13 protein-coding genes and 2 pseudogenes are annotated in these 14,089 nt (G+C 42.6%); all 15 read right to left on the minus strand.

The window, feature by feature from the left end:
• Nucleotides 1-12: 12 nt before the first annotated feature.
• The 15 genes and pseudogenes from K1I94_RS05140 to K1I94_RS05215 all read right to left on the minus strand — a co-directional run bounded on the left by K1I94_RS05140 (nt 13) and on the right by K1I94_RS05215 (nt 14,066).
• Nucleotides 13-699: a Crp/Fnr family transcriptional regulator gene (locus tag K1I94_RS05140; protein WP_223314622.1), complete on the minus strand. Its 687-nt coding sequence runs from the start codon at nt 697-699 to the stop codon at nt 13-15.
• A 47-nt stretch (nt 700-746) separates the two neighbouring features.
• Entirely contained in the window at nt 747-1,244 is a 498-nt protein-coding gene (locus K1I94_RS05145; protein ID WP_223314623.1) for a DUF1648 domain-containing protein, read from the minus strand.
• Complete coding sequence (locus K1I94_RS05150) at nt 1,231-1,512, minus strand: autorepressor SdpR family transcription factor (RefSeq protein ID WP_002900829.1); 282 nt, start codon at nt 1,510-1,512, stop codon at nt 1,231-1,233. The genes K1I94_RS05145 and K1I94_RS05150 overlap by 14 nt, the downstream gene beginning before the upstream one ends.
• Nucleotides 1,490-2,278: a YhfC family intramembrane metalloprotease gene (locus K1I94_RS05155; RefSeq protein ID WP_223314624.1), complete on the minus strand. Its 789-nt coding sequence runs from the start codon at nt 2,276-2,278 to the stop codon at nt 1,490-1,492. Before K1I94_RS05155 ends, K1I94_RS05150 begins: the two co-directional genes overlap by 23 nt.
• A 492-nt stretch (nt 2,279-2,770) precedes the next feature.
• Nucleotides 2,771-3,280 (minus strand): SdpI family protein, encoded by a 510-nt coding sequence (locus K1I94_RS05160; protein ID WP_002906985.1) that lies wholly within the window; start codon nt 3,278-3,280, stop codon nt 2,771-2,773.
• Nucleotides 3,258-3,545 (minus strand): autorepressor SdpR family transcription factor, encoded by a 288-nt coding sequence (locus K1I94_RS05165; protein WP_002897962.1) that lies wholly within the window; start codon nt 3,543-3,545, stop codon nt 3,258-3,260. The genes K1I94_RS05160 and K1I94_RS05165 overlap by 23 nt, the downstream gene beginning before the upstream one ends.
• A gap of 202 nt (nt 3,546-3,747) precedes the next feature.
• The gene (locus K1I94_RS05170) at nt 3,748-4,656 is read right to left on the minus strand and encodes a CPBP family intramembrane glutamic endopeptidase (protein ID WP_223314625.1); all 909 of its coding nucleotides are present in this window, start codon (nt 4,654-4,656) and stop codon (nt 3,748-3,750) included.
• A 128-nt stretch (nt 4,657-4,784) separates the two neighbouring features.
• A pseudogene (locus K1I94_RS11370) lies at nt 4,785-5,596 on the minus strand (CPBP family intramembrane glutamic endopeptidase).
• 27 nt (nt 5,597-5,623) lie between these two features.
• On the minus strand, nt 5,624-6,475 hold the full coding sequence (locus K1I94_RS05185) for a CPBP family intramembrane glutamic endopeptidase (protein ID WP_223314628.1): 852 nt from the start codon (nt 6,473-6,475) through the stop codon (nt 5,624-5,626).
• Between the two features lie 30 nt (nt 6,476-6,505).
• Nucleotides 6,506-8,305: pseudogene (locus K1I94_RS05190) on the minus strand (serine hydrolase domain-containing protein).
• Between the two features lie 16 nt (nt 8,306-8,321).
• Entirely contained in the window at nt 8,322-10,121 is a 1,800-nt protein-coding gene (locus K1I94_RS05195; RefSeq protein ID WP_125340714.1) for a serine hydrolase domain-containing protein, read from the minus strand.
• A 169-nt stretch (nt 10,122-10,290) separates the two neighbouring features.
• Nucleotides 10,291-10,776, minus strand: coding sequence for a hypothetical protein (locus K1I94_RS05200; RefSeq protein WP_125340712.1), 486 nt, complete (start codon nt 10,774-10,776; stop codon nt 10,291-10,293).
• Between the two features lie 13 nt (nt 10,777-10,789).
• Nucleotides 10,790-12,370 (minus strand): ATP-binding cassette domain-containing protein, encoded by a 1,581-nt coding sequence (locus tag K1I94_RS05205; RefSeq protein WP_223314629.1) that lies wholly within the window; start codon nt 12,368-12,370, stop codon nt 10,790-10,792.
• Nucleotides 12,371-12,635: 265 nt separating this feature from the next.
• The gene (locus K1I94_RS05210; RefSeq protein ID WP_002897970.1) at nt 12,636-12,776 is read right to left on the minus strand and encodes a hypothetical protein; all 141 of its coding nucleotides are present in this window, start codon (nt 12,774-12,776) and stop codon (nt 12,636-12,638) included.
• Between the two features lie 210 nt (nt 12,777-12,986).
• Complete coding sequence (locus K1I94_RS05215) at nt 12,987-14,066, minus strand: serine hydrolase (RefSeq protein WP_002934461.1); 1,080 nt, start codon at nt 14,064-14,066, stop codon at nt 12,987-12,989.
• Nucleotides 14,067-14,089: the final 23 nt, after the last annotated feature.

The raw sequence follows: 14,089 nt of genomic DNA on the forward strand, positions 1-14,089 counted from the left end.
AATCAAAATAGATTAGCTTCCAGCAAGGTATTTCATAAAATACTCTTTCTCTTTAAAAGTTAATTTTTTATGTTCGTATTCAATCCGACCTTCATCCAAGAGCTTTTTCAGAACTTGATTGACCGTTTCCCGGGTCGTGGCTCCTAGCTTTGCCAACTCTTTCATACTGATAGGAAAGGGCAGGCTATCCCCCTCCTTGCACAAATCCATGCAGAGCAGTGATAGAGACTGGATAACACGCTCACTGGCACTGGCCGCTACGACATTGCGCAATCTCAATTCCTGAAATTCCAGAATTTGCGACAGCCGCTTGGTAATGAACAACAGCTGGTCCACACTCTTCTTTGAATAATCTTCAAACAAATCGATAGGAATGGAGAAATATTCGACATTGGTGACAGCGCTGGCTGTATAATGGTAGCGTTCATCAAAAAACATACCTCCATAGGGGAAAACACTGTTTTTCTTGACATAATCCATATAAGAAAATGTGTCTGTCGAATCATACTGCTCAATCCGAACATAGCCTTGAGACAAGAGAAAAAGGCGCTCTCGTCGGTCTCCTGCAAAAAAGATAATTTGCCCTTTTGGAATCTTGCGATACTGAATCTCCACTGCTAATTTATCGAAAAGCTCCACTGGCAGATTGACAAAGGCAGGGTGCTGCCGGATAAATTGATAATGCTCCTTGGTAATCATGATAACCCTTTTATTTGATACTTGATACCATTATAGCATAAATCCGCTTACAAATAGAAAATGCTGACTATAAAAGTAAGAAATCCTAACAAAACAAAGAGGTGTGCCCATTTTCTATTCATGGAATTTCTGTCAGCCTGTACTTTTTTGGGCAAGTAATTGCCTACTATTATGAAAACCAAAGCAACCATCATGGCTGCTATTTTACGGATATCAAATTCCTCATTTAAGCCCCCATAGATAGTCGCCATATAGAGTAAGACAAAGCTAAAGGGAAAGACCCAGCGAATAAGGTGCTTAAAGGTTCTATTTAAGATATCTTTGGCAATGGTTATCCAATAGATCATGACTTCTAGCAGCATCATGACAATTGGAAAAGCCGAAACTACTAAAAACTTAGGTAAAAAGGAATCACCTTTTCCAGATAAGTCAAAGTGAATAGCTAGGTTTTCTGGTAATGTTTGATAGACCCAGATGGCATATAAAACTGGCAAGAGCATGACGCCAAGCGCCCAACCTAATTCTTGTAAACTATTTTTTTTCATTTTCGTTTCCTCCTCCAAGAGATTGAAACCAGGCAAGAATTTCTTCAAAAACAGTGACATCTAAGCTGTAATAAATAAAGTTCTTCTGCTTTTCTTCTATGAGCAGACCGGCTTTCTTTAGCTGAGAGAGGTGGTAGGATACCGTCGCAGGCGTCAGCTCAAAAGCTTGAGCAATTTCCCCAGCAGACTTCGGACCATGCTTGAGCATTTCCAGAATCCCCCTTCGAACTGGGTCAGCTAGAGCTTTAAGCGTTTGACTGATCCCCATGATTGAACCTTTCCTTCAGGTAAACTTTCAAAATTTTCTTGGTCAGAAAGACTAGTGCCACTACCTCTACCAAGAGCAGAGCTTCAACTGCAAGTGGCGGAAGAACGCCTACCTGAGCCAGAGCAGGCGCTAAGTCAATCAGGGCGTGAAGTCCCAGAGCGGCTAAAAAATACACTGGAGCCTTCTCCTTGACCGCTTTCCAAACCCAGAAGGTCAGAAGGATTTGGATGAGAATAGCCAAGATTCGTTCAAGAGCCCAAAGATAGATGCTGCCAGCGCTCATGGAGCGGACATTGTCAATAACTGCTTGAGGAATTTGAGCCAGCGTCTGAGCATTCCCCTGAGTTACTACTTGAGCTATAACCCAAAAGTTTAAGAGACTGACAATACCAACGAACAAAGCCTCAATAGCACCATGACCCAAGCCATAGGCCACACCATCCCTAAAGGTCAGTGGGCGCTTCTTTTGCAGCCAGTAAAAGATGACCCAGCGGGCTGTTTCTTCAAAAATAGCTGCCGCAGCAATACCATAAAGAACATATAGCCAAGGTTTTTCCGTCTGCAAAGCGATAGTCCCATCAGCCTGAGGTTGTAAGACGATACGGTGCAAGATATTTTCCAGAACCTGACTAGACAGATAAAAGCCAACTCCCCCTAAAAGAAAGACTAATAGAGAAATGTGCTTGGTCTTTTTAAAATAAACCAAAGGAACAAGGACTGTCCCTAAAATCAGCAGCATAGCAATCAAGATATGAATGGAAATCATCGTTTTTTCTCCTAAACTGTTTTGGTTTTTCTAAATAGATTATACATCTTTCCTTTCTTTCTGTCAAACCTATTTCGATTTTTTTCTAAATAACTTCAATCTAAAAATCATCAAGCTCTACTGCAATAAAAAACGGCTCTATAATTTCTGTAGTTGGTAAAACCACTGTAGGAATGATGGAGTCTATTTGTTGTAGAAAAAAAGTCCCATAAGACCTATAATGAAAAGCGACAAAACCATCATTAGAAAGACTCTTATGGAACAGTTCAATTTTATCACAAACTTACTGGGAATAAAAGACCCTAACATCATAATCTTGGATGTTCTAGATGCTGGAACTCATAAAGAAATCATCGCTTTGAACATCAAAAAGGAGAGGACTGATTTAGTCCTCTCCAGATTATAACTTCTCATCAACCCACTACAGTTGACAAAGAGTCAGAATGAGACTAAACAAAAGCGCACAATCTGTGCACTTTGTTTTCACTTGATTTACAAAAGAAAAAGTCCCACTAGTACGGCTGTCAATCCGACTAGGATAAAGAGGTAGGCTAGCCAACGCGGCGCTGGTTTTTCTTCCACCACCACTTTCTTGGGCATATAATTCCCAGAAATCATAAACATCAAGCCTGAAAAAATCAAGGCAATCTTATTAACATTGAAGTGAGAATCGAGAGCATAGAACAAAATAGAAAGATAGACAATGATATGGGTCAAGGGAACAATCCAAAGGACGAAGCGGGCAAAAGCTGGCTTGGTGATTTCTCGGTAAGCCGTTGCCCCATAAACAATCAGCTGTGCCAAAGTCATAAAGATTGGCAGACCCCAGATAAAGAGAAATTTGGGTACATACTTAAATGTCGGGCTAATCGGCGACGTGAAATTGATCCTAATATTCTCTGGCAAACTAGGATAAATCCATAAGGCATAAGCAAGTGGCAGCCAAATAACCAAGAAAGTCAGCAGCAATTCTCTAAGGTTATTTCTCAGTTTCGTTTTCATTATTTTTCCCTCCTAGCGCGGCAATCCAGACCAAAATTTCCTCAAAAACCGTAGCATCTAAATGGTAGTAAATGTAATTTTTCTGCCGTTCTTCATAGATGAGCCCCGCTTTTTTCAACTGGGACAAATGGTAGGATACCGTCGCTCCCGTCAAATCGAAGACTTGAGCGATTTCACCAGCCGACTTAGGACCTTTTTTTAATATTTCTAATATTTCCCGCCGAACTGGATCAGCTAGGGCTTTCATGGTTTCACTAATTCCCAATTTTGATACCTCTTAAAATTGATTTCTAGCTAAGGACAAACAAAGCAACTAGCTCTAGATAAGTCATGGCTCCTACAAATGTAAGCAAGGCGCTACTCAAACGGACAAGATTTTCTGCCAGCAATCCTCCTAAAACTATTTAGAGAACTTTCAAATTCTTTTCTCCATTATACTGTTTTTGAGGATAAAAGACAAGGAGGGCTTAGCTAAACACTTGCTTTTTCTTGGCTAGATAAGCGGTGAGAAGAGCAGCCAGCGCCATAACGATGACTGCTATCAGCCCGCCTGATAGAGGTTCGCTTGGCGTTCCTGCTAAGAAACTGTTGGCTTGACTGGTCAAAGTCGTCTGTAAAAAACTGCCGTGCTGGAGATTATTGCCCGCCCCAATCACTCCAAAGATGCCTAGATAAATCATGTTATGAGCCGCATGCAGCGCTGTGACCAGCCAGAGATTGTCCGTCAGTGCAAAAAGGAGGGAAAGGAAAATCCCGGTCAGAAAGACATTGAGGATATAAAGGACGGACGTTCCACCTTTAAAAATGTGGATAACCGCAAAGAGCAGGGAGTTGAGCAGGACAGCCGGCAGCAAGCTCAGTTTGGTGCGGAGCTTGTTCATGACAAAGCCACGGTAAATCATCTCTTCAGCCAGCGCCTGAAAGAAGAAATTGACCAGGAAAAAGAGCCAAATTCCTAGATTGAACTGCTTTTCGACTTGAATGTGGAGCTGTCCGCCGAGCAGATTGAAGCCCACTTCCAGAAGGACTAAGAAGAAACCCAGTGCTGTACCAAGCAGCAGATTGAACCCTAATTTTTCCTTCCAGAGACCGAAACTGGCAAGACTGCGCCGTTCCCAAAATTTAGCGACGAAGAGAATGAGGACTAAACTGCTGCCCAGAAAGACGGATAGAGAAACGAAGCCTATCAGTAAGCGATTGGCGTCCGTCATGCTCGGTAGCAAAAGCCATTGGGACAAAGCTCCGCTGATGAGGCTTCCCGCAGCAATCGCAAGAAAAGCCAGCGGCAGGCTCAGCCACCAATTTTTTGCCCCTGCTTCTTCTTGCAAGATTTCCAGACTAGAGCGATGGGCTGTCTTTTGATAAGTATGTGTCATGTGTGACCTCCTTAAGGTGTATTTTCCCCTACACCCTTATCCTAACAAAAGAAGTACACCAACTCAAGCTCTTTTTGGTAAGTGGTTAGATTGCGCTAGTAAGTGGTAGAAAAATCACCTAAAAAAGATTAAGAAATCCCCTGCTGACTTTCTCTCTCTTCGCGCTTGGTCAGCCAAACGGCAATGACAAGAGCAATGAGAGCGCTAAAAAGTCCAGTTGGACTAGGACCAAGGAATTTAAACGTTTCTACCCCACTAACAGTGAAAACGGTAGTTATCATGGCAACGGCATCAATGACCCCATGTCCAAAGGCTGGCAGCCAAATGGTTTTGCTACGTACATAGTAAATATCAAGGATAATCCCAAAAGAAATAGCCATGATATAATAGGGAATTAAATTTAAGAAACGCTCACCCAGCGTCCCTGCTCCAATCATATTGACAGGAAAATGCCAAATAGCCCAATGATGCGTCCCTTAGTCCGTCCGTAGCGCTCTTTCAAATAAGGATAGAGAATACCCCGCCAGCCGACTTCCTCGCCCAAGCCAGAAAGACTGATGACTAGAGTTAAGACCGTTAAAATCATTAAAATTTGAAGGGCGACTTGTGGGTTCAGGGCAAAAGCCAAATGCTGCGGAAAGACAGCAAAATAGACAAGTGCGCCGCCAAGTATAATGCTACAAATGGCTAACCAGCAGGCTAGGTAATCGCGCCATTTACTGGCGAGCTTCAATTTCCAGCCGATAGACTTGACAGGAGCTTTGGCCAAAAAAGCAGCAACCATAGGGGCGAACATTACCACACTTGCGGATAAAATGTTACCGACAAGTTTCTGATTGATCGCATAAAAGTAAGCTATGGCTAGCATACCTGGCCAAGCGAGCCCAAACGCCCAAGCTAGAAACCTTTTAATGGTTGAAGTTGAAATTGTGTTTTGCATATAAAATGCTCCTTTCTTTTTTTAATTCTAGTTTTCTTTCGCCTCCCGCTTGGTTAGCCAAGTAACCACTACAATGGCTAGTAAGCCTACAAATAGCCCATTGGCTCCAGGCCCGAGATAGGCAAGAGGTTTGACATTGCCTGCGACCAACAAAGAAGTCAGGGGGCCAAGTGTATCAATAGTGGAGTGACCAAAAGCAGGCAACCAAATGGATTTGCTTTTTACATAATAAATATCTAACAAGAAGCCCATAGTAATCGCCATGATGTAGTAAGGAATGATATAGAGAATGGTGTCTAGTGATAATTTGTCCGCAAACAGTAATATAGGTAAATGCCACGAAGCCCAAATCAGACCACCAATGATGCGCCCCTTGGTTCGACCATAGCGCTCTTTCAGATAAGGATAGAGCACACCCCGCCAGCCTAACTCTTCACCTAAAGCTGGAATGATACAAAGTAAATTTATCCACGTTAGAAAATTAAAGACATACTGCCAAGCTGTGGATTGAACCAGAGCCGGATCGCTAGTTCCAATGCTTTTAGCAAGTAGGCTAAAGGCTAGTGAAAAGTGCTGAGGAAAGATAGCGAAGTAAACCACCGCACCAAAGATAACATAAAAGGCAAGCCAGAGCCAAACCGCAGCATAAGATTTCCACTTTTTGATAAAGTTAGGTCGCCAGCCAACCTCTTTTATGGGCGCTTTAGAAAGAAGAGCGGCGATACTCGGCGCAAACATAGCGGAAATAGAGAAGACCGAGGCTATGACATTTTGCTTTTGCTGAGAGAAATAACATAAGAAAATCATAAGAAACCAACCTATGCCATAAGCCCAGATGAGAAACTTTTTAATGGTTGAAGTTGAAATGGAAGTTTGCATATGAAATGTTCCTTTCTGTCATTTGTAAAATTATAAAGTCCACCATTGGTATAGCGACCAATAGAAAATATTAAAAGCCATGATAAAGGCAGCGGAGCTGGTCGCTAGCGTGAGAGCTATCCGCGCCTTACTAGCTGATTTGAAGGCAGAGCGCCAAACGACTGGTAAAAGGGTGCTAACAACCAAGACCAGTCCTATCACGGCAAAGAGGATAAATTGCAAGCGGCTGCCAGCTGTTGAAGCCGTCGCTTGGATAGAGGATAAAGCCGTCACAAAGTTGACTGGCACAATGAGCACAAACACTGCAGTCACATAGTGCCAGATGTTCCAGACTAGATTAGCAGGCTACTGATTTGGGTTGCGGAAAATCAAGCGATACATTTTAACAAGAAAACCACCAATGTAAGCTAGTAGCGCATAAAACACTGCTACAGCTGCCAAAATCAAAACACCATAGTCCTTTACCACATCAAATATAGACATCTTGATCCAGTCGGAAATCGGCAAACTAATCACATAACGTCCATGTTTTTCACCTGCTATCCAGAAACCACGCGATTGAATATTTGGATTATCATTAGGATTTTTGATATAAGTTGTATAGTTGGGCATCATTTTCATCAGGGATAACGGACCTTGATTGAAAGTGCGAGCCATACGGTAAAAGCCGGGCTGGAAGTTTTTCACTTGTTCTTGCGAAGTCGATTTTTTCTGACCGTAGATAAGCTCGGGTATTTTAGAAGTAAAATTAGTCTCCAGCCCTTGATTAACCATAATGACAGAGCCGACACCCGTTTTAAAATCAAGCAAAAGACTAGTCGTAAAGCCTGTCGTATTTCCACCGTGTCCAAGCGTTCTGGTATTTTCGTACTCTATTGACCAAAGTCCGTGGGCATTGATTGGAATATCTGTATGAGGAAATGTATTCGTAGGGCTGTAAAAGGTCTCCCAAGTTTCTGCTCTCTTAAAGAGTTTTTCTTTGCTTAAGAGAGCCTGGGCAAACTTTTTAATGTCCGCCAAGGTTCCTGTTGCCCGACCTGCTGGGTAAAGTCCGACTTCAAAGGGTGTCAATCCCATTGACTTGCCGTTTGTATCGTAGGCTTTTTCTGATTTGCGTTGCTCTTTTACAAAAGTATTATCCGACAAGTCAGGCTTGAGAGCAGTATGTTCCATACCCAGCGGCTGGAAAATATGTTCATAGACATAGTCGGCAAAGGACTGTCCACTCACTCGCTCCACGATATAGCCCGCCAGCGCTGTTCCATAGTTAGAGTAAGCCGTCAGCTCACCGGGCTTGTAGGATTGTGGTGGTTGATTTTCTTTGAGCAGCTCCTCCAAGCTCTTGTCACTGCCCATGTAAAGGGGTGTTTCGTCGAAACTTTCTTGGTGGTTCATGAGGTCAAGCATGGTTATTGGCTTATCGTATTTGAGGTTTGTCAAGAAATCCTTGGGCAGATATTCCTTAATGTCGGCATTGAGGTCAAGTTTTCCCTCTTCCCAGAGCTGCATAACGCTGACCCAGACCATGATTTTGGTCGTTGACCCCCACTCAAAGACCGAGTTGTCATCTACTGCCAGCTTCTTCTCCTTGTCCATATAGCCAAAGTTGTTTTGATAGAGAGTATTGCCGTCTTTGTCAAAGACGGATGTTGCCAGCCCGGCGCTGGTTTTTTCGTGTTCCTTGTAGTAGTCCTCAATTTTCTGACCGATTTGGTCATAAGGCGTGCCCGACGGTAATTTCTGCTGGTCGGCGTAAGCGTGACCCGCTCCAAAAACGACCAGCCCACAAGTTACTAGCTCCACAGCGCTTTTCAAAAATGATCTTTTCATGATATTCACCTTTCTATTAAAGTGCCCACCACTGGTACAGCGACCAGTAGAAAATATTAAAAGCGATGATAAAAGCGGCGGAGCTGGTCGCTAGCGTGAGGTATTTATTTCCTTGCTTCAATCTCTCTTTGAAAAAAGGCAGATAGGGCAGAAAAGCACTAATCAGCAAGACTAGAGCAAGCAAGGCAAAGAGTTGAAAATGCCCCGTCAGACCAGCTAGGTCGAAAGAATTTTTCGCAAGAATAATAGAGAAAAATGAGAATAAATTGCGAAACACCCAAAGAATAATGAAGCCCGTCAGATAATGCCAGATTGACCAAACAGCTGAGTTGCTTCCCTTATTTTTTCCCAAAAGCAAACGATACAATTTTGCCAAAATACCACAAAGATAGCAAAGAGCGACATAAAGTAAGGCTAGCCCAGCAAGCACTAAACTGCCATAGTCTCTGATAACGTCAAGCAAGGATAGCTTCATTCTATCTGAAATGGGCAAATTCAGACGATAGCTCCCTCCTTTTTCACCTGCCGTCCAAAAACCAAAATAGACTTTGATAGCCGCATTTTCAGAAGGATTATTCAGATAGCTGGTCGATTTGAAAACTCTAAATATGGACAGAGGACCTTTGCTAAAAATGCGCGCTTCGCGATAAAAACCAGCTTGAAAATCTCTTTGTGACGCCTTTGAGGCTTCTTTTTTCTTACCGTAAATGAGGTCAGGCATGGCGATAGCAAAATGGAACTCATTTCTCTGATTGACTGTAACGACTGAGCCAATCCCTGACTTCAAATCAAGCAAGAGGCTGGTCGTAAAACCCGGCGAATTTCCACCGTGCCCAAGCGTTCTGGTGTTTTCAAATTCTGTTGCCCACAGTCCATGAGCATTGACAGGAACGTCCGTACCCGGATAAGTATGGCTAGCGCTGTAAAAATTCTCCCAAGTCTCTGCTCGCTTAAAGAGCGTTTTCTTTTGCAAGAGAGCTTGGGCAAAGCGTTTCAAATCGAAAAAAGTGCCTGTCGCTCGCCCCGCTGGATATTCTCCGAGGACAAATGGCACATCACCTTTTAGCAAGTTACCTTCTGTATCGTAGGTTTTCTCCTTCTCCCGCTGCTTTTGTACATAGCGATTATCCGACAAATCAGGCTTGAGAGCGGTGTGCTCCATACCCAGCGGCTGGAAAATATGCTCGTGGACATAGTCGGCAAAGGATTGCCCGCTCACCCGCTCCACGATATAGCCTGCCAGCGCTGTCCCATAATTAGAATAGGAGGTCACCGTTCCCGGCTCATAAATCTGAGACGGAGTTTTTTTCATCAATGCTCCTAAATCCTTGTCAGAACCTATATATAAAGGGTAGTCTTCAAAACCCGCTTGGTGGTTCATGAGGTCCAGCATGGTAATGGGCTTGTCGTACTTGAGATTTTTTAGGAGATTTTGGGGCAGATACTCCCTGATGTCCGTTTTCAGGTCAATCTTTCCCTCTTCCCAAAGCTGCATGACGCTGACCCAGACGGTGATTTTGGTCGTTGAACCCCACTCGAAGACCGACTTGTCATCCACCGCTAGCTTCTTTTCCTTGTCCATATAGCCGAAGTTCTTTTGATAGAGAGTATTGCCGTCTTTGTCAAAGACCGTTGTTGCCAGTCCTGCGCTGGTTTTTTCGTGTTCTTGGTAGTAATTTTCAATCTTCTGACCGATTTGGTCGTAAGGCGTGCCTGACGGCAATTTTTGCTGGTCGGCGTAAGCGTGGGCTGCTCCTAGAACGAGCAAGCCACACGTTACCAGCGCCACAGCGCTTTTCAAAAATGATGTTTTCATGTTTGCCTCCAATCATCATTTACTAGAGTTCGCTCACTCAAAAAGGAAAGAAAGAGAGCAAACCGAGCAGGCTGAAAAGCAGCCACAACCAGCCAAAGATAAAGAATAACAGGATTTTAACAAAACAGAAAATATGAAACATGATTTTCTCCTTTCGTATCAGACATTTTTAAAAGAGGAAGAGGCTCACAAGAAAAAGGATTGAGCTGATGCCACTGAAGATATAAGCTAAGACGCGTGGTGCAGGCTCTTGGTCTGCCACTATTTTTCTCGTGAGAAAGTAGCTGACAGCATTAAGGCTGATTGCCACCATAATCCCATTGACCTTAAATATCGGAAAAGCCGGATTGAGCGCATAAAGAAGAACGCTGATATAAACTACGGCATTGATAAAGGGAACCAGCCAGTAAAGGAAATGGACAAATTGCTTGTCGATAATCTCCTTAATAGTCGTCGTGTAGCAAACAATCAGTTGAATTACACTCAAGAGAACTGGTAAAAACCAGATAAAGATTTGCTTGGGCATGCCTAGACCGCTATAGGGCAAATGCCCTCTGATTAGCTGAGGTAGGTCTGCATAGATTGACAAAGCGTAGATAAGCGGTAGCCAAATAACGATTAGGCTTGCCACTAATTCTTTCCATTTTAATTTCATTTTTTTCCTCCTTTTATAATTTCAGACAGTCATCAAAGCGGTCTAGAAGAGCCCGACCTTGATTGTGGGTAATAACGATAACAATGCGGTCCTTGATGGACAAGATATAGTCCATGACTTCCGCCGCCAAGCTCGGGTCAAGATTACTGGTCGGCTCATCAAAAATCAGCACATCATAATCCTTAACCAAGAAACGCGCCAAATCAATCCGCTGCTTTTCACCATAGGAAACTTCCTGCCGCTCCAAATCCAGCTTCTTGCTCAAGAAAGCCTCATTAAAATGCAGACTTTGGTACAAGAAAGTTTGGTCAGGTACATTTATATCTCTGTATAGCGCGATATTGTCCGCCACACTTCCCTCGATAAAAAAGTCATTCTTTTGGATAAAGGCGATTTTCTGATAGAGACTGTCGCTTGCTAGCTGGCTGACCGCTTGACCATTGACCATGATTTGACCAGCGTAGTCCTTGCTATCAAAATAATTGAGCAAGAGCTTCATCAAGGTCGACTTGCCCCGACCAGACTCGCCGATAATAGCATAGTGCTTGTCCTTGGCAAACTGATAAGAAAAATCCTGAAAGAGAGCCTTGTCGCCCAACTCCAGACCGAGATGTTCAAAATCAATCCGATCAATCGTTTCGGTCAGATTTTGAGCGGGCTCCGCTTCTTTCTTAGCCAACTTAGCATCAAAATCATTCTCAATATCCTTGACCGTGCTCATGAGATTTTTGTTATTGATAAAAAGCTGCAAAGGAGTGAAGACAAAGTTCAAAAGCTGAACACTGGCAATCAAAGCCCCAATGGTCAGAGACCCTTGGCTGACAAACCAAATCCCCAGAGACATACAAAATATCTGAGACAGAAAGTTAAAGAACATCATCAGAGTCACAGCGCCCTCCTTAGCCGCATTATAGCTTTTTCTGGCTTGCTCAAAGTCGCTGTTGCTGCTAGACAGGTGCTCAACCACCCTTTTTTGGATTTGCAAAAGTTTGATTTGCTCAAAGCCTTCCAAAAAATTGGTGACTTGCTTCAAAAAGTAATTGCTTTTCTGAGTGAAATTCACTGTCGCCTTGCGCATCAATATCCCTGGAATTTGTGACGCAGCCATGGTCAAAAAAGAAATGAGAATAAAGCCCAGAGCCATGCGCCATTCAATCCAAAAAATAGCCAGTGTACTGATAAAAACTGAAGAAAAGGCAGCCACAATATCACAGCGCGGGGTCAAGTAATTCTCTTGGTAAATATCCATATTCTTGGTCGTTGTGTTGAGATAGCTATTTTCCTGCTCGGAAGCCTTGTCATGCAAATTCTTGTCATAAAAAGAATGGAAAAGCCTCGTTTTGACTTCTTCCAAGACTTGCTTATGATGATTGTTCTTGAACCAAATAGCCAGCAAGCTGCAAAGAGACCAAGCACAAGTGCAAAAAAGGCAGATAAAGAATTGTCCAAGCAAGTTAGAATGAGCCTTCTGCGCACTGTCCACAACAACTCCCAGCTGCAAAGAAAACAAAGTGATAAAAATCGTTGCTCCAATGCTAAAGATAGTCGCACCCAGATAAGAAGCGCGGTATTTCCGTAAAATTTCTTTCAACATTTAATTTTTCCTTCCAATTTTCGTCTATTTTTGAAAACGATCCAAGACGGGATTGCCCAGCAGACGGATAAAACCGTGAGCAAGCCTATAAGCAATAAAAGTAATCCTCTTTTCATCTTTTCTCCTTTATCTATCTATTTAGAAAATTTTCTAAATAAAGAGTACGAAACGAAGCAATCTAATCCTTCTTAGGTATTTCGATTTGTTTCTAAATACTCTGGATTAAAAAATCTAGTCTAGAAAAACTAGATTGCCTATTTTGTATTTAAAAATGTTTTTGATTGGATATTTTTTGCAGGTCGTCCTTATTTTTATAGAGCACCCAGGAAAAAACAGCCAGCCAAATGGATAGACCCGTCACTAGACCTACTACGGTTAGTAGGATTGAGTTTCTTGCTTTCTTCATTTTTCCTCCTTTTTGAGTAGAGAAATTTAGAATTTTTTCTAAATAGCTTTTATAAAAAATTGCTCAGTGACTAATTAAACAGAGCAGAATGAAGTAATTAGAACATCTTCTAAATAGATTGTAACACTTCTCTTTCAAAAAAGCAAGAGGTATTTTGGTTTTTTTCTAAATAGCTATCAAAAAATCTAGCCTGTCTAGACTAGATTGCTCTTAGTTCATATTAACCCGATGCCATTCATTGATGACGTAGGCTAACTGACCAACTTGCTCAATTCCGACACCACTGATCTCATCACTGGCCTCGGTGCTACCACCCAGATAAGCCGTATAGAGAGCTATAATATAGGGCTTCTCTTCCATAACTAATGCATCCACATTGAGCGCCTCACGAACATATCCAGGCTTTTGATAGATGGTAATGTCACGCAGATAGCGCTTATAGTATTCACCTGGGAAGGATTCGCCAATATAATAAAGGATATCCTTGTATTTTTCCTGATTTTTAGACAAATACTCAAGAACCTGAATATAGTAGTCCGTCGTGGTCTTATTATTCTCACGGCTGATCGTCTTAATATCAGCCTTGGACTGACCGTAGCGACTAAACATATCATAGGCCTTTTCCATGCCGCCTAGACGCTCTGCTAAAGCGTAGGCTGGAGTATTTTCAGAATAAACCAAGGAATATTCCTGCATGTCTGATATTCTCATAGCACCGTTGAAAGCACCAACATAGTTATCATGCTCGCCCCTATATTCATAGTTTGTATTGGTAATATCAAACCGCTCGTCCATAGAAAGTTTGCCGGCAGCAACCTCATCTACTACCAGCATATTGAGAGGGAGCTTGTAGGTCGATCCCGCAGTCATAGGCTGGGTATCATTCATTGCAAAGGTCTTGCCAGTCGTCAAATCCTTATATGAAAATGCAACCTGGGAGGGTTCAATTCCCATTTCAGTCATATAAGCCTGAATGACCTGAGTCAAATCCAAATTTGCATAGTCAAATCGCAGCCCCAAAGCATCCATAGTCGGGCCGTCCGCCTCCATGACCTTCTGCTTCTCCTCTGGACTTTTCTCAACAGGCTTCGGCTTTTCTTCAACTAGTTTGGAATCAGGCTTGACTTTCTCTTCTTCCTGTTCTTGCTCGCCAGACTTTGCAAGTTGGGCAGCCTCTTGTGCTTTCTTTTCAATAGCCTTATTTCGTTGGGTTATAAAAAGGAAGATGAAACCCAGCAGACAAAGACAAGAAAGGACAGCTACGATAATCGTTACAATTTTTTTACTCAAAACATTTCTCCTAGCATTTGTAT

Source organism: Streptococcus sanguinis (assembly GCF_019929145.1).
Lineage (GTDB): Bacteria > Bacillota > Bacilli > Lactobacillales > Streptococcaceae > Streptococcus > Streptococcus sanguinis_U.